The sequence below is a fragment of the Pseudomonas sp. GW456-12-1-14-TSB6 genome (genome assembly GCF_059424205.1).
Genome location: NZ_JBWKZE010000014.1, coordinates 56,926 through 82,122 on the forward strand (window position 1 = coordinate 56,926; position 25,197 = coordinate 82,122).

The 25,197-nt window shown below is 59.2% G+C and carries 22 protein-coding genes and 1 tRNA gene; 12 read left to right on the plus strand and 11 right to left on the minus strand.

What is annotated here, in order from left to right:
- Positions 1-43: 43 nt before the first annotated feature.
- Positions 44-1,636 carry an aldehyde dehydrogenase (NADP(+)) gene (locus tag AC07Y2_RS15100; protein WP_103386252.1) on the plus strand — a complete coding sequence of 531 codons (1,593 nt, stop codon included), beginning with the start codon at positions 44-46 and terminating at the stop codon, positions 1,634-1,636.
- The gene (locus AC07Y2_RS15105; RefSeq protein ID WP_103386253.1) at positions 1,626-2,888 is read left to right on the plus strand and encodes an NAD(P)/FAD-dependent oxidoreductase; all 1,263 of its coding nucleotides are present in this window, start codon (positions 1,626-1,628) and stop codon (positions 2,886-2,888) included. The genes AC07Y2_RS15100 and AC07Y2_RS15105 overlap by 11 nt, the downstream gene beginning before the upstream one ends.
- An 8-nt stretch (positions 2,889-2,896) precedes the next feature.
- Here AC07Y2_RS15105 and AC07Y2_RS15110 read toward each other — a convergent pair whose 3' ends face one another.
- Positions 2,897-4,072, minus strand: coding sequence for a XylR family transcriptional regulator (locus AC07Y2_RS15110; RefSeq protein WP_103386254.1), 1,176 nt, complete (start codon positions 4,070-4,072; stop codon positions 2,897-2,899).
- 202 nt (positions 4,073-4,274) lie between these two features.
- Here AC07Y2_RS15110 and xylA point away from each other — a divergent pair, with 202 nt between their 5' ends.
- The 4 genes from xylA to AC07Y2_RS15130 all read left to right on the plus strand — a co-directional run bounded on the left by xylA (position 4,275) and on the right by AC07Y2_RS15130 (position 9,508).
- Positions 4,275-5,591, plus strand: a complete 1,317-nt coding sequence (gene xylA, locus AC07Y2_RS15115) for a xylose isomerase (protein ID WP_103386255.1) — start codon at positions 4,275-4,277, stop codon at positions 5,589-5,591.
- 142 nt (positions 5,592-5,733) lie between these two features.
- Complete coding sequence (gene xylF / locus AC07Y2_RS15120; RefSeq protein ID WP_103386256.1) at positions 5,734-6,735, plus strand: D-xylose ABC transporter substrate-binding protein; 1,002 nt, start codon at positions 5,734-5,736, stop codon at positions 6,733-6,735.
- Between the two features lie 79 nt (positions 6,736-6,814).
- Positions 6,815-8,371, plus strand: coding sequence for a D-xylose ABC transporter ATP-binding protein (xylG, locus tag AC07Y2_RS15125; RefSeq protein WP_103386257.1), 1,557 nt, complete (start codon positions 6,815-6,817; stop codon positions 8,369-8,371).
- Positions 8,372-9,508, plus strand: a complete 1,137-nt coding sequence (locus tag AC07Y2_RS15130) for a sugar ABC transporter permease (RefSeq protein ID WP_039771099.1) — start codon at positions 8,372-8,374, stop codon at positions 9,506-9,508.
- 77 nt (positions 9,509-9,585) lie between these two features.
- Here AC07Y2_RS15130 and AC07Y2_RS15135 read toward each other — a convergent pair whose 3' ends face one another.
- The 3 genes from AC07Y2_RS15135 to AC07Y2_RS15145 form a co-directional block, all read right to left on the minus strand.
- Entirely contained in the window at positions 9,586-11,862 is a 2,277-nt protein-coding gene (locus tag AC07Y2_RS15135; RefSeq protein ID WP_103386258.1) for a hypothetical protein, read from the minus strand.
- Between the two features lie 24 nt (positions 11,863-11,886).
- Positions 11,887-11,961: transfer RNA gene (locus AC07Y2_RS15140), tRNA-Arg, on the minus strand.
- A 107-nt stretch (positions 11,962-12,068) separates the two neighbouring features.
- Positions 12,069-12,950 (minus strand): LysR family transcriptional regulator, encoded by an 882-nt coding sequence (locus tag AC07Y2_RS15145; RefSeq protein WP_039771096.1) that lies wholly within the window; start codon positions 12,948-12,950, stop codon positions 12,069-12,071.
- Between the two features lie 126 nt (positions 12,951-13,076).
- Between AC07Y2_RS15145 and AC07Y2_RS15150 the strand changes: the two genes are divergently transcribed.
- The gene (locus tag AC07Y2_RS15150) at positions 13,077-14,066 is read left to right on the plus strand and encodes a zinc-dependent alcohol dehydrogenase family protein (RefSeq protein ID WP_103386259.1); all 990 of its coding nucleotides are present in this window, start codon (positions 13,077-13,079) and stop codon (positions 14,064-14,066) included.
- Between the two features lie 88 nt (positions 14,067-14,154).
- On the opposite strand, the gene ycaC is transcribed toward AC07Y2_RS15150, so the two are convergent.
- Entirely contained in the window at positions 14,155-14,787 is a 633-nt protein-coding gene (gene ycaC, locus AC07Y2_RS15155) for an isochorismate family cysteine hydrolase YcaC (RefSeq protein WP_007958138.1), read from the minus strand.
- Between the two features lie 219 nt (positions 14,788-15,006).
- Between ycaC and AC07Y2_RS15160 the strand changes: the two genes are divergently transcribed.
- Together AC07Y2_RS15160 and AC07Y2_RS15165 are read left to right on the plus strand one after the other, a co-directional pair.
- Complete coding sequence (locus AC07Y2_RS15160) at positions 15,007-16,608, plus strand: sensor domain-containing diguanylate cyclase (protein ID WP_103386309.1); 1,602 nt, start codon at positions 15,007-15,009, stop codon at positions 16,606-16,608.
- Between the two features lie 138 nt (positions 16,609-16,746).
- A complete protein-coding gene (locus tag AC07Y2_RS15165; protein WP_039771094.1) occupies positions 16,747-17,283 on the plus strand; it encodes a hypothetical protein in 537 nt (178 codons plus the stop codon).
- A gap of 7 nt (positions 17,284-17,290) precedes the next feature.
- Here the strand turns inward: AC07Y2_RS15165 and AC07Y2_RS15170 are convergent, their stop codons facing one another.
- Entirely contained in the window at positions 17,291-17,617 is a 327-nt protein-coding gene (locus AC07Y2_RS15170) for a hypothetical protein (protein ID WP_158248858.1), read from the minus strand.
- An 88-nt stretch (positions 17,618-17,705) separates the two neighbouring features.
- Between AC07Y2_RS15170 and msrA the strand changes: the two genes are divergently transcribed.
- Entirely contained in the window at positions 17,706-18,212 is a 507-nt protein-coding gene (msrA, locus tag AC07Y2_RS15175; protein ID WP_011333723.1) for a peptide-methionine (S)-S-oxide reductase MsrA, read from the plus strand.
- Positions 18,213-18,291: 79 nt separating this feature from the next.
- Positions 18,292-18,873 (plus strand): eCIS core domain-containing protein, encoded by a 582-nt coding sequence (locus tag AC07Y2_RS15180; protein WP_103386310.1) that lies wholly within the window; start codon positions 18,292-18,294, stop codon positions 18,871-18,873.
- A 59-nt stretch (positions 18,874-18,932) separates the two neighbouring features.
- On the opposite strand, the gene gabP is transcribed toward AC07Y2_RS15180, so the two are convergent.
- Entirely contained in the window at positions 18,933-20,339 is a 1,407-nt protein-coding gene (gene gabP / locus AC07Y2_RS15185) for a GABA permease (RefSeq protein ID WP_103386260.1), read from the minus strand.
- A 376-nt stretch (positions 20,340-20,715) separates the two neighbouring features.
- Entirely contained in the window at positions 20,716-21,930 is a 1,215-nt protein-coding gene (locus AC07Y2_RS15190) for an aldose 1-epimerase family protein (RefSeq protein WP_103386261.1), read from the minus strand.
- A gap of 571 nt (positions 21,931-22,501) precedes the next feature.
- Here AC07Y2_RS15190 and AC07Y2_RS15195 point away from each other — a divergent pair.
- Positions 22,502-22,864 carry a DUF6124 family protein gene (locus tag AC07Y2_RS15195; RefSeq protein WP_103386262.1) on the plus strand — a complete coding sequence of 121 codons (363 nt, stop codon included), beginning with the start codon at positions 22,502-22,504 and terminating at the stop codon, positions 22,862-22,864.
- 430 nt (positions 22,865-23,294) lie between these two features.
- On the opposite strand, the gene AC07Y2_RS15200 is transcribed toward AC07Y2_RS15195, so the two are convergent.
- From AC07Y2_RS15200 to AC07Y2_RS15210, 3 genes are all read right to left on the minus strand, one after another.
- The gene (locus AC07Y2_RS15200) at positions 23,295-23,774 is read right to left on the minus strand and encodes a surface-adhesin E family protein (RefSeq protein WP_103386263.1); all 480 of its coding nucleotides are present in this window, start codon (positions 23,772-23,774) and stop codon (positions 23,295-23,297) included.
- Positions 23,771-24,412, minus strand: a complete 642-nt coding sequence (locus tag AC07Y2_RS15205; RefSeq protein WP_256587000.1) for a hypothetical protein — start codon at positions 24,410-24,412, stop codon at positions 23,771-23,773. The genes AC07Y2_RS15200 and AC07Y2_RS15205 overlap by 4 nt, the downstream gene beginning before the upstream one ends.
- Positions 24,413-24,738: 326 nt before the next feature.
- The gene (locus AC07Y2_RS15210) at positions 24,739-25,038 is read right to left on the minus strand and encodes a putative quinol monooxygenase (RefSeq protein WP_103386265.1); all 300 of its coding nucleotides are present in this window, start codon (positions 25,036-25,038) and stop codon (positions 24,739-24,741) included.
- Positions 25,039-25,197: the final 159 nt, after the last annotated feature.

A 25,197-nucleotide genomic window follows, 5' to 3' on the forward strand; every position in this document is an offset into this window, starting at 1 on the left:
GCGGGCCTTATTCGTGACCTGTTTTATTGATAAGGAATGCGCCATGACTCTGACGGGCCAACTGCTGATCGGTCAGCAAACCCTCACCGGCGACCGCGACGTCATCCACGGAATCAACCCCGCTACAAACTCGCCTTTGCAACCGGCCTACGCCGGCGGCTCTGCCGAACATGTCGAGCAGGCCTGCGCACTGGCCTGGGCGGCGCTCGACCATTACCGCGAGACATCGCTCGAGGCACGGGCCGAATTCATTGACACCATTGCGAGCGAAATCGAAGCGCTGGGCGACGAACTGATCGACCGCGCCCTGGCCGAAACCGGCCTGCCGCGCCCGCGCCTGCTGGGTGAACGGGGCCGTACCTGCCAGCAACTGCGCTTGTTTGCCCGCACCGTACGGGCCGGTGAATGGCTGGACGTGCGAGTCGACACCGCGCAACCACAGCGCCAGCCGATGCCGCGTTCGGATCTGCGTCAGCGGCAGATCCCACTGGGCCCGGTGGCCGTGTTTGGCGCGAGCAACTTTCCACTGGCGTTCTCGGTGGCCGGTGGCGATACCGCTTCGGCACTGGCCGCTGGCTGCCCGGTGATCGTCAAGGCCCACGGCGCGCATCCCGGCACTAGCGAGTTGGTCGGACGTGCAGTGGCGCGCGCGGTGAAGGCCTGTGATTTGCCGGAAGGTGTGTTCTCGTTGTTGTACGGCTCCGGCCGCGAAGTCGGCATTGCGCTGGTCAGCGATCCACGGATCAAGGCTGTCGGCTTCACCGGTTCGCGCAGTGGCGGGCTCGCGCTGATCAAAGCGGCTCAAGCCCGGCCCGAGCCGATTCCGGTGTACGCGGAAATGAGTTCGATCAACCCGGTGTTGCTGTTTCCGGCAGCGCTGCAGAATCGCGCCGAGGCGTTGGCCCAAGGGTTTGTGGCTTCGCTGACGCTGGGCGCCGGTCAGTTCTGCACCAATCCCGGTCTGGTCATCGCCCACAAGGGGCCGGCGTTGGACGCCTTCATTGGCGCCACCACCGAACTGATCCAGCGCAGCCCCGCGCAGACCATGCTGACGCCGGGGATCTTCAACGCCTACGAATCCAGCGTGAATGCCCTCGCGGAAAACCACCGAACGCGTATTGCCGCCGTCGGCCAGCGAGCGACGGAACCGAATCAGGGCCAGGCTCATGTGTTCATCACCGACGCCGCCGACTTCCTCGCCGATCATTCGTTGCAGGCCGAAGCCTTCGGCGCCGCGTCCTTGATCGTGCAATGCGCCAGCGACGCTGAAATCCGTCAGGTGCTCGAACAGCTGGAAGGCCAGTTGACCGCCACGCTGCACTTGGATGACGAGGATCTGCAACAGGCCCGCGCCTTGCTGCCGACCCTGGAGCGCAAGGCCGGACGCCTGCTGGTCAACGGCTGGCCGACCGGCGTTGAAGTCTGCGATGCGATGGTGCATGGCGGGCCGTTCCCGGCGACCTCCGATTCGCGCACCACCTCAGTGGGCACGGCGGCGATCCTGCGTTTTCTGCGCCCGGTCTGCTATCAGGATTTCCCCGACAGCCTGCTGCCGGCCGCGCTCAAACACGCCAATCCACTGTCGCTGCGTCGCTTGCTCGATGGCCAAAGGGAAACCGCGAAAAATGCCGAATAACCCGCACGACATCGCCGTGGTCGGCGCCGGCATCATTGGCGTCGCCAGCGCCATGCGCCTGGCCCGTCAGGGTTTGCGGGTGGTGGTGATCGATCCGCAGGAACCGGGCCACGGCGCCTCGTTCGGCAACGCCGGGCATCTGGCGACCGAGCAGGTGTTTCCGATTGCCGACAGCTCGATCCTCAAACGTCTGCCGGCCATGCTCATGGACCCGATGGGGCCGCTGCGCCTGGACTGGAAATACCTGCCCCGCGCCCTGCCCTGGTTTACGCGGCTGTTGCTGAACCTGCGCTCGGCGCCGTTCCAGCGCACCGTTGCCGGGTTGCGCGCGCTGAATGAAAGCTCGCTGGGTGCCTGGCACCGCTTGTTGAATGACATCCAGCGTCCCGAGCTGCTGAAGATGGAAGGCTCGCTGCTGGTGTTCGAACGACCCGACTCACGCCCGGCACTCGAAGCACTGCAGCGACGCATGCAACAGCAACAAGTGCCAGTCGATTGGTGGCAGGCCGGAGCGGTACGCGAGACCGCGCCGCAACTCAGCGAACAGATTCAGGGCGGACTGTTTTTCCCGAACACCGGGCATTTCATCGATCCCTACCGCGTCGTGCGTGAGTTGGTGGAAGCGGCGAAAGCCAGCGGCGTGCAGTTTGTGAAACAGGCGGTTCAGGGCGGGCAACTGCATCAACATGGCGTCAATCTGATGACCGGAACCGGCACCCTGTCCGCTCGCCAGGTACTGATCGCCTGCGGCGCCCACTCGGCAAAACTCACCGCTGCACTGACCGGCAAAAAAGTCCCGCTGGACACCGAGCGCGGCTACCACCTGATGCTGCCTCACGAACACAACCGGCTGCCCTTCCCCGTCACCTCGCTGGAACGCAAATTCATCATGACCCCGATGTCCGAAGGGCTGCGCCTGGCCGGTACCGTCGAATTCGCCGGCCTCGAAGCCCCACCGACCATGGCCCGAGCGTGGCAGTTGCATCGGTTGAGCAAGGGGTTGTTTCGTGATGAATTGAGTGTCGAGGCGGCCACACCGTGGATGGGGTTTCGGCCGTCGCTGCCGGATTCGCTGCCGGTGATCGATCGGGTGTGTGACGGGAAGGTGTTGCTTGCGTTCGGGCATCAGCATCTGGGGCTGACGCAGGCGGCGGTGACGGCGGAGATGGTTGAAGAGATGGTTTCACCATCGGCGCAGGACACGGCTCGTATTCTGCCGGTGCGCGAGCCCTATCGGCTGGATCGCTTTTGAGTGGCCGTCTATCGGGCGCCCTGCTGATATTCACGGGGCGTACACCCGAACTCTCGGCGGAACACCGTGTGCAGGTACTGCGCGGATTTGAAACCGCACGTGCGGGCAACGTCCGCAATCGCCGTGTCGGTTTTTTCCAGCCCGCGGGTGGCCGCCGCCAGTTTGAAACGCAGAATCTCGTCATGCACGCTGCAGCCCCGCGCCGCGCGAAAATGCGACTCCAGCGAGGAACGCGACACGCCGACATAAGCCGCCACTTGCGCGGTCTTGATGCCCTGGCAGGCATATTGGCGGATGAACAGCAGCGCCTGCATCACGTAGGGGTTGCCCAACGGTTGATGCAAGCTCGACACCTGGACGTTGATCGCTTCGGGCGGGATCAGGACATGCACGCCCGTTGACGGTTTGCCGTGGAGCATCTGGTGCAGCAGTTGCGCGGCGGTGCGGCCCATGGTTTCAGTGCCCTGGATCACCGAACTCAGGGGGACCCGGGTCAGGCTGCGGGTCAGCGGGTCGTTGTCGATGCCGATCAGCGCCACCTGCTCCGGCACGGCGATGCCGGCGGTCAGGCAGGCTTGCAGCAACTGCCGGGCGCGGGCGTCACTGACCGCGATGATGCCAATCGGCTTGGGCAGGCTTTGCAGCCAGGCGATCAACTGTTCGACGGCGCTGTCCCACAGTGGTGCGCTGGTGCCCATGCCGCGATAGACCTCGGCGTGCAAGCCGTCCCGTTGCATCAATCGTAGAAAGGCTTTTTCGCGCTCCTGAGCCCAACGATTGGCCTGCGCCTCAGGCAGGCTGAAGCAGGCGAACCGTTGCAGCCCGGCCTCGACCAAGTGTTCGTAAGCCAGTGTGATCAGTGCGTTGTTGTCGGTGGCGACGTACGGGATTCCTTTCGGATAAGCCCGCTCATCCTGATAAGAACCACCCACCGCCACCACGGGCAGCTTGATATCGGCCAGCGCCTCGCCGATCAACGGGTCGTCGAAGTCGGCAATGATGCCGTCGCCCTGCCAGCGCTCGATGCCCTTCAAGCGGCAGAGAAAATCCTCTTCCAGAAACAGATCCCAGGACGCGCGCGTGCTGCTCAGGTAGTTGCCGATGCCGCTGATGATGCCGCGGTCATAGATCTTGCTCCCGTTGAACAACAGGGCGATGCGGTGAACAGGCGGTACGGTTTTCATTGTTTTCAGGCTTGTTCCGGGCCCCTTGCCGTAGAGGCGGTCTGCACAGACTAGGCGCGCATAGGGCGAATCTCAATACGCAAAATCGCACTGCGTGTTGTTGATTTTCGCAATCGGCAGGCACAGGGCCGTTGCTAGTATCGGGACACGCCCCAAGAACAACAACCGAGAACAACAACCAAGAACAACAAGGACATTGCCAATGCCGTACTTCCCCGATGTCGACCGGATTCGCTACGAAGGTCCTGCCAGCGACTCTCCCCTTGCCTTCCGTCACTACGACGCCGACAAAATCATCCTCGGCAAGCCGATGCGCGAACACCTGCGCATGGCCGCCTGTTATTGGCACACCTTTGTCTGGCCGGGCTCCGACGTGTTCGGCGCCGGGACGTTCAAGCGCCCGTGGCAACACGCCGGTGACCCGATGGAGCTGGCCATTGGCAAGGCGCAGGCCGCGTTCGAATTTTTCTCCAAGCTGGGTATCGACTACTACTGCTTTCACGACACGGATGTCGCCCCCGAAGGCAATTCGCTGAAGGAGTACCGCAACCACTTCGCCCAAATGATCGATCACCTGGAACGCCATCAGGAAGAAAGCGGAATCAAGCTGCTGTGGGGCACCGCCAACTGCTTCAGCAATCCGCGCTTTGCCGCCGGCGCCGCCAGCAACCCGGATCCTGAAGTGTTCGCCTGCGCCGCCGCCCAGGTCTTCAGCGCCATGAACGCGACTCAACGCCTCAAGGGCTCCAACTACGTGTTGTGGGGCGGTCGCGAGGGCTACGAAACCTTGCTCAACACCGACTTGAAACGCGAGCGCGAACAACTGGGTCGCTTCATGCGCATGGTGGTCGAGCACAAGTACAAGATCGGCTTCAAAGGTGACCTGCTGATCGAGCCCAAACCGCAGGAACCGACCAAGCACCAATACGATTACGACAGTGCCACCGTGTTCGGTTTTCTCCAGCAGTTCGGTCTGGAAAAGGAAATCAAGGTCAACATCGAAGCCAACCACGCGACCCTGGCCGGTCATAGTTTCCATCACGAGGTGGCGACGGCCGTCTCGCTGGGGATTTTCGGCAGCATCGACGCCAACCGGGGCGATCCGCAAAACGGTTGGGACACCGATCAATTCCCCAACAGCGTCGAGGAAATGACCCTCGTCACTTATGAAATCCTCAAGGCCGGCGGCTTCGGCAATGGCGGGTTCAACTTCGACTCCAAGGTGCGCCGCCAGAGCCTCGACGAGGTCGATCTGTTTCACGGTCACGTCGGGGCCATGGACGTCCTCGCCCTGTCGCTCGAGCGGGCCGCCGCCATGGTCCAGAACGACCAGCTGCAACGGATCAAGGACCAACGCTATGCCGGCTGGCAGCAGCCCTTCGGCCAGTCGGTGCTGGCGGGTGAGTTCAATCTCCAATCCCTGGCCGAGCACGCCTTCGCCAACGAACTGAACCCGCAGGCCGTCAGCGGTCGGCAGGAAATGCTCGAAAACGTCGTCAACCGGTTTATCTATCGCTGATCGCCAATGAGGACTGTAGGCGCTGTGACATTTGCGCGACAAATCTGTAGTCCGTTTCGCCTGCTGATTCTCTACAGTTCCACCAGCCCGATATTCATCGTCAGGCCGTGTCTTTCAAACAAAAATAAAAGGACGCACCACCATGAAGAACGTAAAACGCACGCTGTTTGCCGGCGCCCTGGCGTTGCTTTCGCTGCCGGTTATGGCCGACGCCGCCCACCCGAAAATCGGCTTCTCCATCGACGACCTGCGGCTGGAACGCTGGTCCCGTGACCGGGATTACTTCGTCGCAGCGGCGGAAAAAATGGATGCCAAGGTCTTCGTGCAGTCGGCCGATGCCAACGAGCAGAAGCAGATTTCGCAAATCGAAAACCTGATTTCCCGTGGTGTCGATGTCATCGTCATCGTGCCGTTCAACGCCACCGTGCTGACCAATGCCGTGGCCGAGGCGAAGAAAGCCGGAATCAAGGTCGTGTCCTATGACCGTCTGATACTCAACGCCGATATCGACGCCTACATTTCCTTCGATAACGAAAAGGTCGGCGAGATGCAGGCCAGCGGCGTGCTGCATGCAGCGCCCAAGGGCAATTACTTCCTGCTGGGTGGCGCGCCCACCGACAACAACGCGAAAGTGTTGCGCGAAGGTCAGATGAAGGTGCTGCAACCGGCCATCGACAAGGGCGATATCAAGATCGTCGGCCAGCAGTGGGTGAAGGAATGGAACCCTACCGAGGCGCTGAGCATTGTTGAGAACGCCCTGACCCGCAACGACAACAAAATCGACGGCATCGTCGCCTCCAACGACGCCACGGCTGGCGGCGCCATTCAGGCCCTGGCCGCTCAGCAACTGGCCGGCAAGGTGCCGATCTCCGGACAGGACGCGGACCTGGCAGCGGTCAAGCGGGTCATCGCCGGCACCCAAACCATGACGGTGTACAAACCGCTGAAACTGATTGCCTCCGAAGCCGCCAAACTCTCGGTGCAACTGGCGCGCAATGAGAAACCCGCCTACGGCTCGCAGTACGACAACGGCAGCAAAAAAGTCGACACCATCCTGCTAACCCCGACCCCGTTGACCAAGGACAACATCGACCTGCTGGAACAGGACGGCTTCTACACCAAGGCGCAGATCGCCGGACAGTGACACTCACTGAGTGATGCCCCCCGCAGGCGTTCTGCTCCTGCGGGTTCAGTCCCGTATCTGCCGCTTATGAGCCTCTGCCATGTCCGACTACCTGCTGCAAATGAACGGCATCGTCAAAACCTTCGGCGGTGTCAAAGCGCTCAATGGCATCGACCTCAAGGTCCGGCCGGGGGAATGCGTCGGGCTGTGCGGCGAGAATGGCGCCGGCAAGTCCACGCTGATGAAAATCCTGTCTGCGGTTTATCCCCATGGCACCTGGGACGGTGAAATCCTCTGGGACGGTCAGCCGCTCAAGGCGCAGTCGATCAGCGAAACGGAAGCCGCTGGTATCGTCATCATTCACCAGGAGCTGACGCTGGTTCCCGACCTCTCGGTGGCCGAAAACATTTTCATGGGCCATGAGCTGACGCTGCCGGGTGGGCGGATGAATTACCCGGCGATGATCCACCGCGCCGAAGCTCTGATGCGTGAACTGAAAGTGCCGGACATGAACGTTTCGCTGCCGGTTTCGCAGTACGGTGGCGGTTATCAGCAACTGGTGGAAATCGCCAAGGCCCTGAACAAACAGGCGCGCCTGCTGATCCTCGATGAACCTTCGTCGGCCCTGACCCGTTCGGAAATCGAGGTGTTGCTGGACATCATCCGCGACCTCAAAGCCAAGGGCGTCGCCTGCGTCTACATCTCCCACAAGCTCGATGAAGTGGCCGCCGTGTGTGACACCATTTCGGTGATCCGCGACGGTCAACACATCGCCACGACCGCCATGGAAAACATGGATATTCCACAGATCATCACCCAGATGGTCGGCCGGGAAATGAGCAACCTCTACCCCACCGACCCCCACGACATCGGCGAGGTGATTTTCGAGGCGCGCCACATCACCTGCTACGACGTCGACAACCCCAAACGCAAACGGGTCGACGACGTTTCCTTCAGCCTCAAACGCGGGGAAATCCTCGGCATCGCCGGGCTGGTCGGTGCAGGTCGCACGGAGCTTGTGACCGCGCTGTTCGGCGCCTACCCCGGTCGCCACGAAGGTGAAGTCTGGCTGGACGGCAAACCCATAGACACCCGCACGCCGCTCAAATCGATCCGCGCCGGCGTGTGCCTGGTGCCCGAGGACCGCAAGCGTCAGGGCATCATTCCCGACCTGGGTGTCGGCCAGAACATCACCCTGGCCGTGCTGGACAGTTTCTCGAAACTGACCCGCATCGACGCCGAAGCCGAACTGGGCAGCATCGATCGGGAAATTTCGCGCCTGCACCTCAAGACCGCGAGCCCGTTCCTGCCGATCACCAGCCTGTCCGGGGGCAATCAACAGAAAGCCGTGTTGGCGAAGATGCTGCTGACACGGCCCCGGGTGCTGATTCTCGACGAGCCGACCCGAGGGGTGGACGTCGGCGCCAAGTATGAGATCTACAAGTTGATGGGGATGCTGGCCGCCGAAGGCGTGTCGATCATCATGGTGTCTTCGGAACTGGCCGAAGTGCTCGGCGTTTCCGACCGCGTCCTGGTCATCGGCGAAGGCCAACTGCGGGGTGACTTCATCAACCATGAAGTCACCCAGGAACAGGTGCTCGCCGCCGCACTCAGCCAGCCTGACAGCCATAACAATAAAGATCGGAAATCCGCGTAAATGAATCAGGTCAAACAACTTTTCACCCGCTACAAGATGCTCGCACTGGTGTTTGCCGTGGCGTTGATCTGGCTGTTCTTCAGCTGGCAGACCGAGGGCGGATTTCTGACGCCGCGCAACCTCTCCAACCTGCTGCGCCAGATGTCGATTACCGGGATCCTCGCCTGCGGCATGGTGCTGGTGATCATCAGCGGCGAGATCGATCTGTCCGTCGGCTCATTGCTGGGCCTGCTCGGAGGCGTGGCAGCCATTCTCGATGTTGTCTATCACATACCGCTGCTGGCGAATCTCAGCCTTGTGGTGGTGTGCGGACTGCTGATCGGCCTCGCCAACGGCTACATGGCGGCCTACCTGCGCATTCCGTCGTTCATCGTGGGGCTGGGGGGCATGCTGGCTTTTCGGGGGATTTTGCTGGGAATAACCGGCGGCACGACCATTGCGCCGGTGTCGCCGGAACTCGTCTACATCGGCCAGGGTTATCTTCCACATGCGGTTGGCGCAGGTCTGGGCGTCCTGCTGTTCGCACTGACGTTGTTCCTGACCTGGAAACAACGGCGCAATCGCGCCCTGCACGGCCTCGCGGCACACTCACTGGTGCGTGACGTGGCACGCGTGTTATTGATCGGCGCGGTGCTGGCCGGTTTCGTCCAGACCCTCAACAGCTATGACGGCATTCCCGTGCCGGTCCTGCTTTTGCTGATCCTGCTGGGCGGCTTCAGCTACGTGACCAGCCAGACCGTGTTCGGCCGACGCGTCTATTCCGTGGGCAGCAACATGGAAGCGACGCGCCTGTCCGGTATCAATGTGCAGGCCGTGAAGCTGTGGATCTTCGGGATCATGGGCGTGATGTGCGCCCTCGCCGGCGTGGTCAACACCGCGCGCCTGGCCGCAGGCTCACCCTCGGCCGGCAGCATGGGCGAACTCGACGCCATCGCCGCCTGCTTCATCGGCGGCACCTCGATGCGCGGCGGTTCCGGCACAGTCTACGGCGCCCTCCTCGGCGCCCTGGTCATCACCAGCCTGGACAACGGCATGTCCATGCTCGACGTCGACAGTTACTGGCAGATGATCGTCAAGGGCAGCATTCTGGTGTTGGCTGTCTGGGTGGATGTGAGTACGCGGACTGGGCGGCGTTGAAATGAAGGCATCTCTGAGAATGCAAAAAGCCTGCTTTTGAAGGCAGGCTTTTCGTTACGCCTGGAGCTTTCTGATATCTAGGAAGGCATCAGCCAGTGCCGTTCAGTGGTCCACCCGAGAAAAACCTTACAACCCTCCCGCTCTTGGTGAGCCAAAGTCAACCGACATCCACATACCGCCATGCGCAACCCGATCATGGCGGGAAGAAATCGCCCCTGAAATGCACTGGGTTGAGCGGCAAAGTGCACTTCAATGTTTCCAAGCACACTCTCCAATCGAGACTGATCCAGCATCGACAGGTAAAACATCATCTGGCGCCACGCATACGCTGTGTTCTTCAACATGACCAGACGTGCGTGGTAGAGCTTGATCTGCATCTGCTGCCGACTGCATATCCATTTGAAACATGCTTCGGCCATTGAGCCCAAACGATCATGTAACAGCGTCTTCAGGTCCAGATCATCAAACAGGATTGCCAGATTTTGCGTGGTCAATATTTGTTGCTGTTCGATGATCGTGCCGTTGTTCGCTGGACTCCATCTACCGATGTCGGCATTCGCCCGCCGCGCGCACAAACCAGCCAGCACACCATTATTGCTTCGTGAATTCCGTTGCTTGGGTAGTGCAGCCAACTGATCCATATCGATATCGTAATAGCGTGCGTAAAGAGATCCGGCCATTAATCGCACTGAACGCTTGGCAGCCTTTACGAACTTGCCGGAGAAAGCGCCCATGAAAATATCAGCCGCGATCTCCTCTACGAAGGGAAGATCCAGCTTGGCCGATTCGGCAAGCGAGGAAAATTCCTGAAGCAACTTGTTTGGCAGAATGGCCTGAGGAAATGCAACAAGGGTCAATGCGGACGCCTCGACCAAAGCCTGTCTGGCACCTTCAATCGCCATTGCCCCCGCCTCGTACTCGGTCTCCAGGGCTTTCACCCAAGGCAAATCATCGACTCTCACCTGACGCTGCATATTCAGCAACAATAGAGAGCGTCGACGCCTGAACGCACGATAGGTAGCGACAGACAATGCCCGCAATGCTACGTCTCGATATCCGGCGCTACAGATTTGCGCCGTCATCGCCGGGAGCACTTTCGCCACTGTATCTGCGGATGTAATGACCCTATGTTCAATCAACTCTGCAACCGTTCCCTTTCGGCAACGTTCGAGGCGTCGACGAATCGAAGGAGGAATGGTCTCTCCCACCTTCAATGAGTAAGCCTTAGCCTCTTCGTCGGTGATCGGCGTCAATAATGGCGCGAAATCAGAGATGCCTTCCGAGACTGGATATCTCGCCAGTCGCACGGAAGCAGCCTTGGCAATCAGATGGTGTGCCGAAGCTGATACGTGATGACGCTGCTGTGCGCGCTTGCTGGAATGATCTTCGGACTCAGGGTGTCCATGCTTGGCTACAAAGTCATCGACGATTCTGCGAATTCGCCCAACCTGGCGCCCCGTTAGCGATGCAGGATCGATAGAGCATTGCTTGAGCAATGCCAGCAACTCCGTCACTCGATCACTGGAATTATCCGTACGACGGGGATCAGCTTCAGTGGCGTTATCAAACTCTTTACCAAGCACCGAAGCACGCTCGAACCACCCTTCAGGGTAATGCCGGCAAGGCCAACCATCGTTGTACGTCAGCAGGAATAGCGAGACCGCCGCGTCGTAGAGAGGCAACCTGCGTTCAACAACATGCTTTTGAACGGCAAGACGAGGCTGGGGTGAGAGAACGGACAGGCGCAGGCTGATTTGGCCAGCATTGAAAACTTCAACTTCAGCCATCGAGAGCGGGCGCTCGTTGGCTGCCGCGGGAAAGAAACGCACTCGTTCGAAGAAAGGCGCGATCTGCTCGATCAACGTCCTGGCTTCTTCGACGCGTTGCTGCCCCAGAAACCAGGCCACTGTCAGCAACGCGGCCTCTTCCGGTACATCGATCCGATAGTCTTCGTTCGTCAATCGCTCTTGCAGCGTTCTGATGCCTTCGTCTGAAAGATGCCACCTATTCAAATCGAGCCGTTCGTAACCCGCTCGAATGCCGGGAATCGATGACGCCAACAGGCGCTCATGAGCGGTCAACTCGCCACCGGCCACAAGGTTGCCCGTTGCAAAGCCGCCAGTGGCCACTTCCAGCGTGATCCATTCTGGCAGGTCGGTAAACGGCGTCCGCGAGCCATACAGTGCACGGCCATGCATCAGGTTTTCGAGAACCTTTTGCCAGCGTTCGATCCGGGCAAATGCTTTCGGACTGGCGTCGTTGTCGCGTGCAGTGAGCGCGCGAGACAGTTGAAAGTGCGCATAACCGGCGTTTATTCCGCCGAGCGCACCCGATTCATCCTCAGGCCTGGACATACTTCCTTGTGACCTACTATGTAGTGGGTCCGGGGGCTGGATTCGAACCAGCGCCCACCCGGTTAGGAGCCGAGTGTTCTACCGCTGAACTACCCCGGAACAGAGCGCGCATTGTCGATGAGTCGCGAAAGTATGTGAAGCTCGGATTCAGGGATTTTGTTGCGACAAATCTCTGATCGTTAAGCCTTCATCACTCAATGCAGCTCTTATCCAAACGTTGCACGCACAAAATCAATAAAACTCCTCAACTTCGGCGTCAGCCTCGGATCCGGCGCATACAACAGATTCATCGGCGAAACCGGCACCTTGTACTGCGGCAGCAGACCCACCAGCGTGCCGCTTCGCAGCGAATCCTTGACCAGTTCCAGCGGCAGCATCACCACCCCCAGCCCCGCAACCGCCCCGGACAGTAACGGATCGCCCTGATTAATCGTCAATCGGCTTTTAATCGGCACGTCGATACAGCCTTCCGGACCTTCGAATCGCAGGTGTGAGCGGCCGTCAGAATAGGCGAACGCCAGGCATTCATGTTCCTGAAGATCCCAAGGCGTGGTGATGGGTGGGCGGCGTGCAAGGTAGGACGGCGCTGCGCACAGCACCATTTGATAGGGCATCAGGGGCAGTGCCTTCAGGCCACAGTCGGCGAGTTCGCCGATGCGGAACACCGCGTCGTATCCGCCGTCCACCAGATCGACCAGTTCATTCGACAGCGTCAGGTCCACCGACACTTGCGGATAACGAACCATGTACTCAAGCAGCTTCGGCGACAGCGAACTGACGCCGAACGTGACGGGCGCATTGATCCGCAACCGGCCACTGGGCACGCCCCGGGTCACGGCGGCCATTTCTTCAGCGGCGTCCATGTCGGCCAGAATCAGTTTCGCCCGCTGATAGAACGTGCGGCCGAAATCCGTGAGGCTCTGCTTGCGGGTGGTGCGGTTGAGCAGCGAAACGCCCAGATGCTGCTCGAGCATTTTCACTTGCTTGCCGACCATTTGCGGGGACAGGTTGAGTTCGTCCGCCACCGCGCTGAAGGAACCCAGCTCCACCGCTTTGACGAAAGTGGCCATGAGTGTGAGGCGATCCATTGGAAACTCATTGTTTCTAGTGTTGCGCCATCCTAGGCCTTTATCCGGAGCGGGCCAAAGCCTAAATTGGCGTCCATGGCACCGGATCAAGTCGGTGCAATTTCATCGATAACCGAGGAAGTACAGATGGCACGCATTGTCAGGATTCATGAATACGGTGACGCGAGCGTCCTCAAACTGGAAAACGTCGACGTCCCGTCCCCCGCAGTGGACGAAGTGCAGATCGAGGTCAAAGCCTTTGGTCTGAATCGCGCCGAAGTGATGTTCCGCAACCACGCCTATCTGCAGGAAGCGGAGTTCCCCAGCCGTCTCGGCTACGAAGCCGCCGGCGTGGTGGTCGCGGTTGGCGCCAATGTCAGTGAATTCAACATCGGTGATGCCGTCAGCCTGATTCCGCCGCTGGACATCGCGCGCTGGGGCACTTACGGCGAGCTGGCCAACGTGCCCGCCCACCTCACCGTCAAGCACCCGCAGAACCTGTCGTTTGAACAAGCGGCGGCGTCCTGGATGCAATACGTCACCGCGTGGGGTGCGCTAGTCGAACAGGCCAAATTGCAAAAGAACGATTTCGTGATCGTCACCGCCGCCTCCAGCAGCGTCGGCCTGGCAGCCTTCCAGATCGCGAAAATGGTCGGCGCCACCTCCATTGCCGTCACCCGCACCCGCGCCAAGAAACAGGCCTTGCTCGACGCCGGCGCCGCACACGTGATCGTCAGCGATGAAGAAGACATGGTTGCAGCCGTCATGGCGCTGACCGACGGCAAAGGCGCGCGGGTGGTGTTCGATCCGGTGGGCGGCCCGTCGTTCGAACCGCTGACCCAAAGCATGGCGCGCGGCGGCATCCTGCTGGAGTACGGTGCCCTGAGCCCTGAGCCAACGCCGTTCCCGCTGTTCACCGTGTTGGGAAAATGCCTGACCCTCAAGGGTTACCTCTACTCGGAGGTCGTCTCCGACCCGGCCACCCTGGCACGCGCCAAGACTTTCATCGGCGACGGGCTGGCGTCAGGTGCGCTGCAACCGATCATTGCCAGGACATTCGCCCTGGATGACATTCAGCAAGCGCACCGCTTTCTTGAAGCCAATCAGCAGGTCGGAAAGATTGTCGTCACGGTTTGAGGTGACGAGCCCCCTGCTCTGCTGTTTGCGGTAGAAACGACGAAAGCCTGCTTTTTTCAAAGCAGGCTTTCATCTATCCAGCATCCGGTTATTTCTGATGCGCCGTCAGTGCGGCATAGCCGTTCATCAAGTTGCGGTAGTTCGGAATGCGCTGGGACAGCAGGTTGCCCAGGCCTTCGATGTCATTGCGCCAGTCGCGGTGCAGTTCGCAGGCTACCGAGAACCAGTTCATCATCTGTGCACCGGCCTGGGTCATGCGGTTCCACGCCGCTTGCTGCACGGTGGTGTTGAAGGTGCCGGAGGCGTCGGTCACCACGAACACGTCAAACCCTTCCGCCAGTGCCGACAAGGTCGGGAACGCTACGCACACATCGGTCACGACACCGGCAATGATGATCTGCTTGCGGCCGGTGGCCTTGATCGCCTTGACGAAGTCTTCGTTGTCCCAGGCGTTGATCTGGCCTGGACGGGCGATGTACGGCGCGTCCGGGAACATTTCCTTGAGTTCCGGCACCAGCGGGCCGTTCGGGCCTTGTTCGAAGCTGGTGGTGAGGATGGTCGGCAATTCGAAGAACTTGGCCAGATCGGCCAGCGCCAGCACGTTGTTCTTGAACTCGTTTGGCGAGAAGTCCTGAACCAGAGAAATCAGACCGGTCTGGTGGTCAACCAGCAGTACTACGGCGTCGTCTTTGTTCAGGCGGTTGTAGGTTGGAGTGCTCATGTGTGAATCCCTTTTTAGTTGTGGAAGTGCGTTTGCGTTCAAGATGGGCACAGATTACTGACTCGCCTGAAAGCGATAAATCGTCTCAAAAGCGTTTCACCGTCAACTCAAAACGGACAATTCGCTCAAACTGCCGAGCAGATCACACAGCCAGCCCGACCTTCCCCCCGATCCTTGTCATACTGTTCACTCGCTCACAACGACAGCCAGGGAATGTTGATGCCCGGACGCAACACGCAAGCGCCCACCCCAGATGAAACACCGCGCGCGCCTCGTCAAGGCGTGAAGGCCGGTTCGACCTTTCGCCTGACCGTCAGTTTCATGCTGATGGTGGTTGTGGCTTTTCTGGCGGTCGAGAGCTGGCGGACGTGGCGCGACTATCGCTCGGTCTTTGCTTCCGCGCGCGATTCGGTGACCAACCTTGCCCGCGCCACGGCGCAGCATGCCGAGGACACCATTCGCCAGGTCGATGTGCTGACTGCGGGGCTGGCCGAGCGTGTCGAGGGCGATGGGCTGCAGAACCTCGATGTGGCGCGGATTCACAAACTGCTCATTCAGCAATCGAAAATCATGCCGCAGCTGCACGGCCTGTTCATTTACGGCCCGGACGGCCAGTGGATCGTGACCGACAAGGAGGTCACGCCCGAAACCGCCAACAACGCCGACCGCGATTATTTCCAGTACCACCGCACCCATGAAGACCGGCACGTGCGCATCGGTCAGGTGGTGGAAAGCCGTTCCACCCATGACCTGATCATTCCGATCTCGCGGCGTTTGAACAACCCCGACGGCTCGTTCGCCGGTGTGCTGCTGGGGACGGTCAAGGTCAGTTATTTCGTCGACTATTACGGTGACTTCCGCATCGATGACAAAGGCGCGCTGGTGCTGGCGATGCGCGACGGCACGATCCTCGTGCGCCGGCCGTTCATTGCCTCCGTGGTCGGCAAAAGCCTGGCGAACAGCGAGATCTTCAAGACCTACCTGCCCAATGCCAACCAGGGCATTGTCCAGATCAGGGCGGTGGTCGACGACACCGAACGCCTTTATGGCTATCGCGCGCTGACCACCTATCCGCTGGTGGTCGAGGCCGGTTTGTCCCGTGACTCCATCATCGCGCCGTGGCGCCAGGACCTGCTGAAAAACGGATTCGTGCTGGTGTTCCTGATTCTGGTCCTGGCCTGTTTCGGGCTCATCGTTCTGAGCCAGTTGCGTCAGCGGATGGCGATGGAACGGGAGATCCGTTCCGCGCACAAGACCATGCGCGACATGGCGCTGACCGACAGCCTCACAGGCCTCGGCAATCGCCGACGCCTGGACGCGGCGCTGACGGACGAGATTCGCCTGGCCCGGCGTCAGGGTTCGCCGCTGTCATTGATCATGCTCGATGTCGACTACTTCAAGCGCTACAACGACCAGTACGGTCATGCCGCCGGCGATGACTGCCTGATCGCGGTCGGCGACGGCATCCGCAAAGCGGTCAAACGCCCCTCGGATCTGGCCGTGCGCTACGGCGGCGAGGAATTCACCGTGCTGTTGCCCAACACCGACAACGCCGGGGCGATTCAGGTGGCCGAAGACATTCTGCAGACCATTCGTTCACTGGAGCTTGAACATGCCGGGCATCCACTGGGATACGTCACCGCGAGTGCGGGGATCACCACGCGCTATCCGGTTGACGATGCGGTGACCCCGGCCACTTTGCTCAAGTCGGCGGACACTTGCCTCTATCAGGCCAAGCAACAGGGCCGGAATCGCTGGTGTTCGGCGCAGGCATCCCGGCAAATACAGCCGATTGCGGCCATGCCGCGTACCGATCGCTGAGAGCAACTACCACCCGCCAATTCCAGCGTCCTTCAAGTACATAAGCAGCGTCCTACATCAGCCGTCCCTCACGCCTGATTACGTGGGCGCCCTCGCCTTCGATACCGTCTGCTGCCTGATCCGGACAGAACACAGACGATGCGAAGAAAAGGCAAAGGTACCGAACTCCGAAACCAAACGCTCAAATCAGAAGCCCGCAAACTTGCGCATGAAACACTTTCCATGGATCCAGGAGCTCTGGCAGCCGGGATTAATGCTCAGTTGCTCAGGATCGACCCGATCACGCCCTTGGCAATCAACGCATATCATCAGTGGAGCGGGCCCATTGGGTACCCATGGGATGATGTACTTGAGTGGAAAACAAAAGATGCAAAAGGTCTGGACTTGGCTTTCTGGTACGAAGATGAGCTGTGCGGTTTGTGCTATGCAACGCCACGAAAAAGCACAATCTGCATAAAAATCGTTCTTTTGCAGGGTCACACCTGCAAGGCCCATACCCTGCGAGGCTGGATCGCACCAATGGCACTACTGACAACAGAGTTCTATGCCCGAAAGCTGGGATGTACCGAAATTGAAGTTCAAGAACCTGACTCAGGTGCTATCTCCTACTACCAAACGCTTGGATTTTATTTTGACACGACTGACCGCCTTGTCTTTCCACTGGCCCCCCCATAAGATCGACTCAAGCAACCAGACACGAGAGGTGTCCATGAAACACAAGAAGCCAAAAGCTCAACCAGCGCTTGCTTCCAGACTTCGTGCCGAAGAGCCCGGTTTGCCCATCAGGGTTTCCGCTAGTCAGCGGCACTTTTTGAAAGTAGCCGCAACGTGTGGCAAAGAAATGGAGCCTGATGGTTGGCTCGCCGGTGGCAGAACCTGAATCCCGCTTTGAAAAAACCGCCTGATTGGCGGTTTTTTTTCGCTTCAATATTGGCGCGCCCCGCGCCGGGCGCTCCAAAGACAGTGACGTGAAGCAAAAGCAGGAGAATTCCGAAAGCCCGCGCTTCATGATTTATTTACCGACTCAACCTTGGAATCGGCCCACACTCCCTCATATCAAGGAACATCTGCGACCCATTCGAGAGGAAGGACATGCCATGACCACTCAAACCGAAACTGCGATTCTCGCCGGCGGCTGCTTCTGGGGCATGCAGGATCTGTTGCGCCGCTACCCCGGCGTGCTGCAGACGCGGGTCGGTTACACCGGCGGCGACGTGCCGAACGCCACTTACCGCAATCATGGCAACCACGCCGAAGCCATCGAAATCGTCTTCGACCCTGCCGTGATCAGCTATCGGCAGATCCTCGAGTTCTTCTTCCAGATCCACGACCCCAGCACACCCAACCGTCAGGGCAACGACCTCGGTCCGAGCTATCGTTCGGCGATCTACTACCTGAACGAGCAGCAACGCGATATCGCCGAAGACACCGCTGCCGACGTCGACGCATCAGGCCTGTGGCCAGGCCGGGTGGTCACCGAAATCGAACCGGCGGGCCCGTTCTGGGAAGCGGAGCCGGAGCATCAGGATTACCTCGAGCGCATTCCGAATGGCTACACCTGCCACTTCATTCGCCCGAACTGGAAGCTGCCGAAACGCGGTTGAGGTGCAGCGGGGTCGGTGTGCAACGCAGTTTTCGTTGCGTTGCGCCTGAACCCTTTCTCTGGTGCGGCCTTACGATCGAATAGCGCCCATGCCATCCACGCTCATCAGCCTCGTCACCTGGCTTGCCCTTGTAACGCCTGCCCAAGCTGACACCTGCCCCGCCGGCGAAAAGCAAGTGTGCCTCGACAGCTGCATTTGCCTGCCGGATCCGGGGCGGCTGTCTGAAGACCTGTTCCTGATCGCGGCACCCGCTCTGGCGATGGGATTGACCCAGGCCCGCGCCGAAGCCGCCAGCACCGACATCAAACCGATTCCCCCGCACATCCGGGAGCAACTGCTGCGTTGGTATGACCCCGGCGTCCTCGATGCCGTGCACTACAAAGTCACCAATGACGGCCAATACAACGCCGCCACGGCCATCCTGCAAAACCCGGATGTCGGAGCGGTTACGCTGATCGACATCATCCTGTTCCGCGACGCTGAAACCGCAGAACACAACGTCACGCTCTGGGCGCACGAACTGAAGCACGTGCAGCAGTTTCAGGAATGGGGAGTCGACGGGTTTGCGCAGCGCTACACGCAGGATTTCAATGCGGTCGAGGCTCCGGCGTATGCGATACAGGGCGAGGTCAGACGTTGGCTGCGAGCCGAAGCCCGATGATCGGACATCCCCTGCGTCCATGCCGGGGATAGCCCCACCGTTCAAGCATCAGAAAAACCCTAGGCCTTGCCCGCCGAAACCGCCGCCCTCACCTGCCCATGTTGCCGCGTGGTCACCAGCCCGATAAACGAAATCGCCAGCGCCAGCCCAATGGTCGACGTCACTTCCAGACGATGCTCGGGCGTCACCATCATCACCGCGAGCGCGGCGCAGATGAACGCGATCACCAGCCACGTCAGCCACGGAAACAGCCACATGCGAAACGTCAGCTCGACGTTCTGCCGACGCAGCATCCGGCGCATGCGCAATTGCGAAATCGCGATCACCAGATACACCAGCAACGCAATCGCACCGGAACTCGCGAGCAGAAACTGGAACAATCCGGCCGGCATGAAATAGCTGAACAGCGTCACCCCGGCACCGATCACGGTGCTGGCGATCACCGCCGCCCTCGGCACGCCCGCAGCGGAGGTCACTTTCAGCGGTTGCGGAGCATCGCCGCGTCGACCCAGCGAGAACAGCATTCGTGAAGAAATGTAGATCGAGGAATTCATGCAACTGGCCACCGCGATCAGCACCACCACATCGACCAGGAATTTGGCGTTGGGAACGTTCATCAGCTCCAGCGCGCGCTGGTAAGAGCCGACGGACGCCAGCAGCGGATCGTTCCACGGCACCACGGAAATCACCACGAAAATCGACAGCAGATAAAACACGCCGATGCGCCAGATCACCGAGCGCGTGGCCTTGGCGATGTTCTGCGCCGGGTTGCTCGATTCGGCTGCCGCGATGGTCACCGCTTCGGTTCCGATAAAACTGAACATGATGGTGATGAACGCCCCGACCACCGCCGACAAGCCATTGGGCGCAAACCCGCCATGCTCTTCCATCAACCGGCTCAAACCGCTGGCCTCACGCTCCGGAATCCAGCCCATCAACACCGCGAAACCCAGCCCGATGAACCCGATGATCGCCACCACTTTAGCCATCGCAAACCAGAACTCGAACTCACCGTACTTGGACACGCTGAACAGGTTGGTCACCACCAGCAAAATGATCGACAGCAACGCAAACAACCACGCATCGACCTGAGGAAACCACTGATTCAAGACATGCCCGGCGGCCAGCGCTTCGATCGGAATGACCAGCACCCAGAACCACCAATACAACCAACCAATGGTGAACCCCGCCCAGCGGCCGATGGCCTGATCGGCATAGGTGGAAAACGATCCCGTGTCCGGGTGGGCCACGGCCATTTCACCGAGCATGCGCATGACCAGCACGACCAGCAGACCGGAGAAGAGATAAGCGAGCAAGACGGCCGGGCCGGCGGCGGCAATGGCGTGGCCGGAGCCGACAAACAGCCCCGCACCGATGATGCCGGCAATGGAAAGCATGGTGACATGACGCGGCTTGAAGCCCTGCGCCAACTGACCGTTCGAGTCCTTCGAGTTCAAGCTATTCATTGTTTTTGTTGTTCTCTGGTGATCGACGTTTGGGCGTACTGACGACGTGTCAGGCGATCATCATTTCTTCCTCTTGCCCTGCTCCAGAGCGGCGCACCTCAAGCGCTGCAGCGTTACAAATCGGTCGGACGACGACGCAGGGCGATGAAATGATGCGTCACCTTACGTGCCCGGCGTTGATCGCAAATAGCCTGGGAGCGGCACGACGGTGTCTGATTTCGACATGGTGAATAGCGTTCGGGCCCGTTCGAGAGCGCCTTCACAAAATTAAAAAAGGTAAAAAAGGGTAAAAAAGGGGACTGATTTATTTAGGAAAAATAGATCAGTCCCCTTTTTCACAAGCCGATGTCGCTGAACAGTTGAGCGACCGCCGGCTTCAGCTCTTGGTCAGATCAACCAACGGTGTCTGCCGCACCTCGGTCTCCCGCCCGGCCTGAATGTCGCTCACCTGCTTCAAGGCCTTGTCCACGGCCGCCTTATCCGCCAACAAGCTGTAGCTGATGCGGAAGTTTTTGTGTTCCTTCGGCCCGATTGTCGGTACCAGGTTCAGTGGCCGCTGATAACGGCGGTTGTAGGAAAAACTCGTCCCCGGCTCCAGCCCGGTGACATAACCCTGGCGTTGGGTATCGGTGTTCTTCCACAGGGAAAACACCGGCAACGTCTGCGTATTGAAGCCAACCGAAACGCCCAGGCTGCCGGCCTTGTTATGCAACACGGTCAACGTATCGCCCTTGGCATCGGCATACGGCACGACGTTGTAAACAGTTTCGTCGTAGTCCTTGGTCGGTGCGCGGTAGGTTTGCCATTCGGGCAAATCGCCCTTGGCTTTGTCGTTGAACGGCGACACCTGTTTAACCGGCGCGGCGAAACGAGCGCCCTGCTCCAGAAACGGGGTGCTGAAGTTGCTGTGGTACAGCGCCTGGTATTCCTTCGGATAGTCACCGTTGTTGGTCAGGGTGTCGTTAAGCGCGAACACTACGCTGCCGGGTTCGGTGACCAGTTCGGTGGCGACGGAGAAGTCGACTTTCTTGAACGCCTGCTCTTTCAGCTCACCGCGCAGGGTAATGGCGTACGGTGGCGTTTCATCGATGTGCAGAGTGACTTTGTTCGCAGGAATGTTGGCGGCCCGGCCGTGCAGGGTCAGCAGTTCGCCGTTGTCGACGCCGGGGTGACCGACCCATTCGTATCCGCAGCGGGTCACCAGCTCGTTGAAACCTTCCAGCCAGCCCAGACCACCGCGGCCATTGAGTTCGATGAAGGACGGATTGACCACTTCCTTGACCGGCGAATCCCAGCCCATGCGCACATCGCCGACCGAGGCCTGCAAGACGTTCATTCCCCGCGTCGGCACCACCGAGATTTTCATCGTGCCGTTATCGATGTCGACAATGCTGACGCCCTCCTGCCGACCACCATGCAAGGTGCGCAGGCTGACGCTGAAGGGTTTGTCGGTTTTCACGCCGAGTTGCTGGCTGGTGATCTGCCAGTTTTGAGCAGCTTTATCGCTGTCGAGCAGAACGTAATCCCAGGCCATGGCATGGGAGGCAGCGGACAGTGCGCTGAGGGCAACAACGAGTTTGAGCGGGGTCATGGGAGCAGCCTTTCTTGGAGTTGTGTCGTTTTTATAAACCTGCTGAAACGATTCATCAAGCTTAAAAAGTGATGCGCGCTGGTAGGTGCCGAGAAAGAATGGGTACGGACAGGAAATTGAAATTGATGGGATCGCGTTATCCCGCAGACAGGAGTCCGCTTTTATTCAGGAGCGATATGGACGACTGATTTCGACATGGCGAGGTCGACGTGTTTAAGCGTTTTTCGAATGGTGTTTAGAAACGCCCGGCATTACTTCCCCACGGCTACAGCGTCTTGCGTCATTGCCTACGACTACGCCAGAATCCGCCGGCTTGTGCGTCTGGGGTGCGGGTTTTATCGTTTCCGGGTCACTGAAAAACAGTGATCGGGTTTGGTAGCCCGGATTACCTGTCGCATCGCAACACCAGATTGCAGGGACTATTTCGTCCTCTGTTTTATGGTGGCCATGCGTAGGGCGTCTTCGGACGCGCCGGGTATCCAGGTGACCGGTCTACCAACCTCCGTATGGCCACCACCCTCGTTTGGTAGCGAGGCTGATGGCTCCACTTTCTCACCCTGGAGTTACATCTATGTTCAAGCCAACACCGAACCCACCGGAAACCGATCCGGTTTCTCCCTACAAATTCCCCGATTCCCGAACGCTCAACGAAGCGGCCGAACGCGCCCTCGATCACTACCTCACCCCGCAGCAACGGATCATGGGTAGCCACCACAGACACGACCCCATGTACCTGGCTAATCCGGCCTACAACACCGAATCCCTCCTGGCCAACGCCAGCGAATCACTGGGCTCGGCCAGTGAAATGCTCAATAACTTTGCTGCGACGCTGGAGCCGGCCCATCGCAAGACTGCGATCGGGATTGCGCAGTTGGTGATGTTGAGTGAGTTGGCGGTGAATCAGGCGTTGGATCATGTTGAGGTGAAGACCTGAAAGCCAACCCCTTTGTCATGACTGATTGACAGGGCGCTTGAGAAAACGATGTCAGCCGAAGCTGCCACAGTAAATGGCAGCTATCGGCCAGAAGCAGACGTTGCATCGGGCTGTTTTTTGCTGCAGAGGATTCTTTGGCAAAAGTGCCTGAAAGTTCGGATGACGTACGCGCCACTCGGCAACAGTTCGAGCGAGAACATGCCTCATGGAGAACGTATGTGCACGAGCATTGCAGTTTCTATGGCGGGGTCTCGGAAGAAGCCAGTGCCTGGATAAGTCTTGCTGCATTGCGTTGAGAGCTTAATGAGTTAGATGCCCGCAGCTCTTTTTTGCAAAACATCTCGTGGAATCCAGAGCGTTATTAATCAAAAAACGGAGACCAATGTATTCTCCGTAAAAATAAATCCGTCACCATTTTTTTCAGATACAGCTACTCAGGATTACCCGCACGAAGATTCGCCGCATCGATCTCGCACACCAAATCGCGCAAGCTCCCGATCAGCGACTGCCGCTCCAACGGTCTCCATTGCGGAATATCGTTCTTGCGTGTCACCTCATGCCCTTGGACAAAGGGTTCGGAGAAATAAACCCGGCCGAACTGCGCTATTTCGTCCCGCTCGCAGTTGATCACCCGGATCGCCCGCGAACTACGAATCTCTGGAGGTTTACCGCTAGGGGCGGCGAGTTCAAGGTAATTGTTGATTAGGTAGAACTGGCGCAAATGCTGATTGCCCTGGTACAGGGCGACGGAATGAGCGTCGAAGTAGGTTGCCAGTTCGGCGTCCTCCAGCAGTTTGAACATTCCAGCAGGCGTCGTGGCCGGCGCTTCGGCCACGGTTTTCTGCGGCACAGTGCCGTGGGCACAGCCACCCAGCAGCAATACCGCGGCCAAGCATGACAGGAGCCTCATCGTGTGGTTCCCTGCGCCACGTCCGGGCGTTCCTGCTGCAACAGACGCTCATTGACGCTGCCCTGCAACGAACAGAGCAGGTGGGTCTTCCCGTCCTCGACGCTGAGCATCAGGAGCTTTTCCGCGGAACCTGCCGCCGGAGCGATGCCCGAGGCCGCCGCAGGGTTGTGCTGCCAGGCGGAATTGGCGTCCGCCTTGATCTGTGGTTTGGAAATGAAATACTCGCCTGCCTCCTGCCATTCCGCATGCGGCAACTTGGCCATCACTTGCTCGCGACTGGCATCTATTTCAAAACCCCAGAAGTAGTAAATGCCTTGCTCACCCAGATCCATGACCCGGTCGTAGTAGCTGGTCAGGCGCAGGCCCTGATCGTCGACAGCGGGGGTGAAGTGCTGGTAAGCGGTGTCGAAGTTGCGGCGGTCCGGCACTGGTGGCCAGGCCAGGCCGCGCTGATCGTTGCGGGCCAGCTTGACGGTCTTCCCCAGATCGGCGCGCTGGGAATACAGGTGTTTGAAAAATGAAGGCTCACACGAGACCAAGCTCTCGCTGAGGCCGATGGCCAGTGCATTACCGGAACACAGTCCGAGGAAAAGAGGTAGTAGAGCTTTGTTGCAGGAGAAGGATAAAAGGCGACGCATGTCCATTGCTTGGAGAGTTCCAGTGGGGTTAAAAGACGCAATCTTAATTGCGTCAGGACATTGTTACAAATTGAAAGGATCGGAAAAGGAGGCTGGCACCAATCAATGCAGAGCAGGTGAGATAGCCTTCCTCCCAAGGCACAGCGGGAGTCCATACCGGGGCAATTATTATGCGCTGGGACCGGGGACTGGGACCGGGGACAGATTTATTTTCCGTAAAATAAATCCGTCCCCATTTTTCTCTTAAACCCGTGATGAGCACGTTGCCTTGCAGATTCTGTGCGGCTTCCACGCCGTCCATGGACACGATTCGCGCGCGTATCCTTTCAGGGTACCTTGGCCGCAAGGACGTCAACCTTCTCGATTGATGGCGGTTCGGCAAACAGCTCGGCAGCGTTTGCCATAAGCGCCGCCGCGACCTTGCCCGAAAGATGAGCCTGCCGGCCCGCTTCATCCGGGAATGCGTCAAAGATGCCAAAGGTAGACGGCCCCAAGCGGATTCCAAACCAGGCTGTAGTGGCTGGCTCCTCCTCCACTAAAGGAAGGCCGCTCAAGAGAAAGCGCTCCACCTCTTTCTCTTTCCCAGGTTTTGCTTCCAGACGAACGAACAACGCTACTTTGACCATGACGTGGCTCCTGTTGTTACGATGCGGCTGGTGCTATCTGATCGCAATAGCTAAAAGGGGCATCCGGCTATTAACTATGGTCGACGACACCAGGATCACAAACCCAAAGAGACCAAGGGTAGCGTCGCATGTCGCTTGGACACTGAGAATGACGTAGTA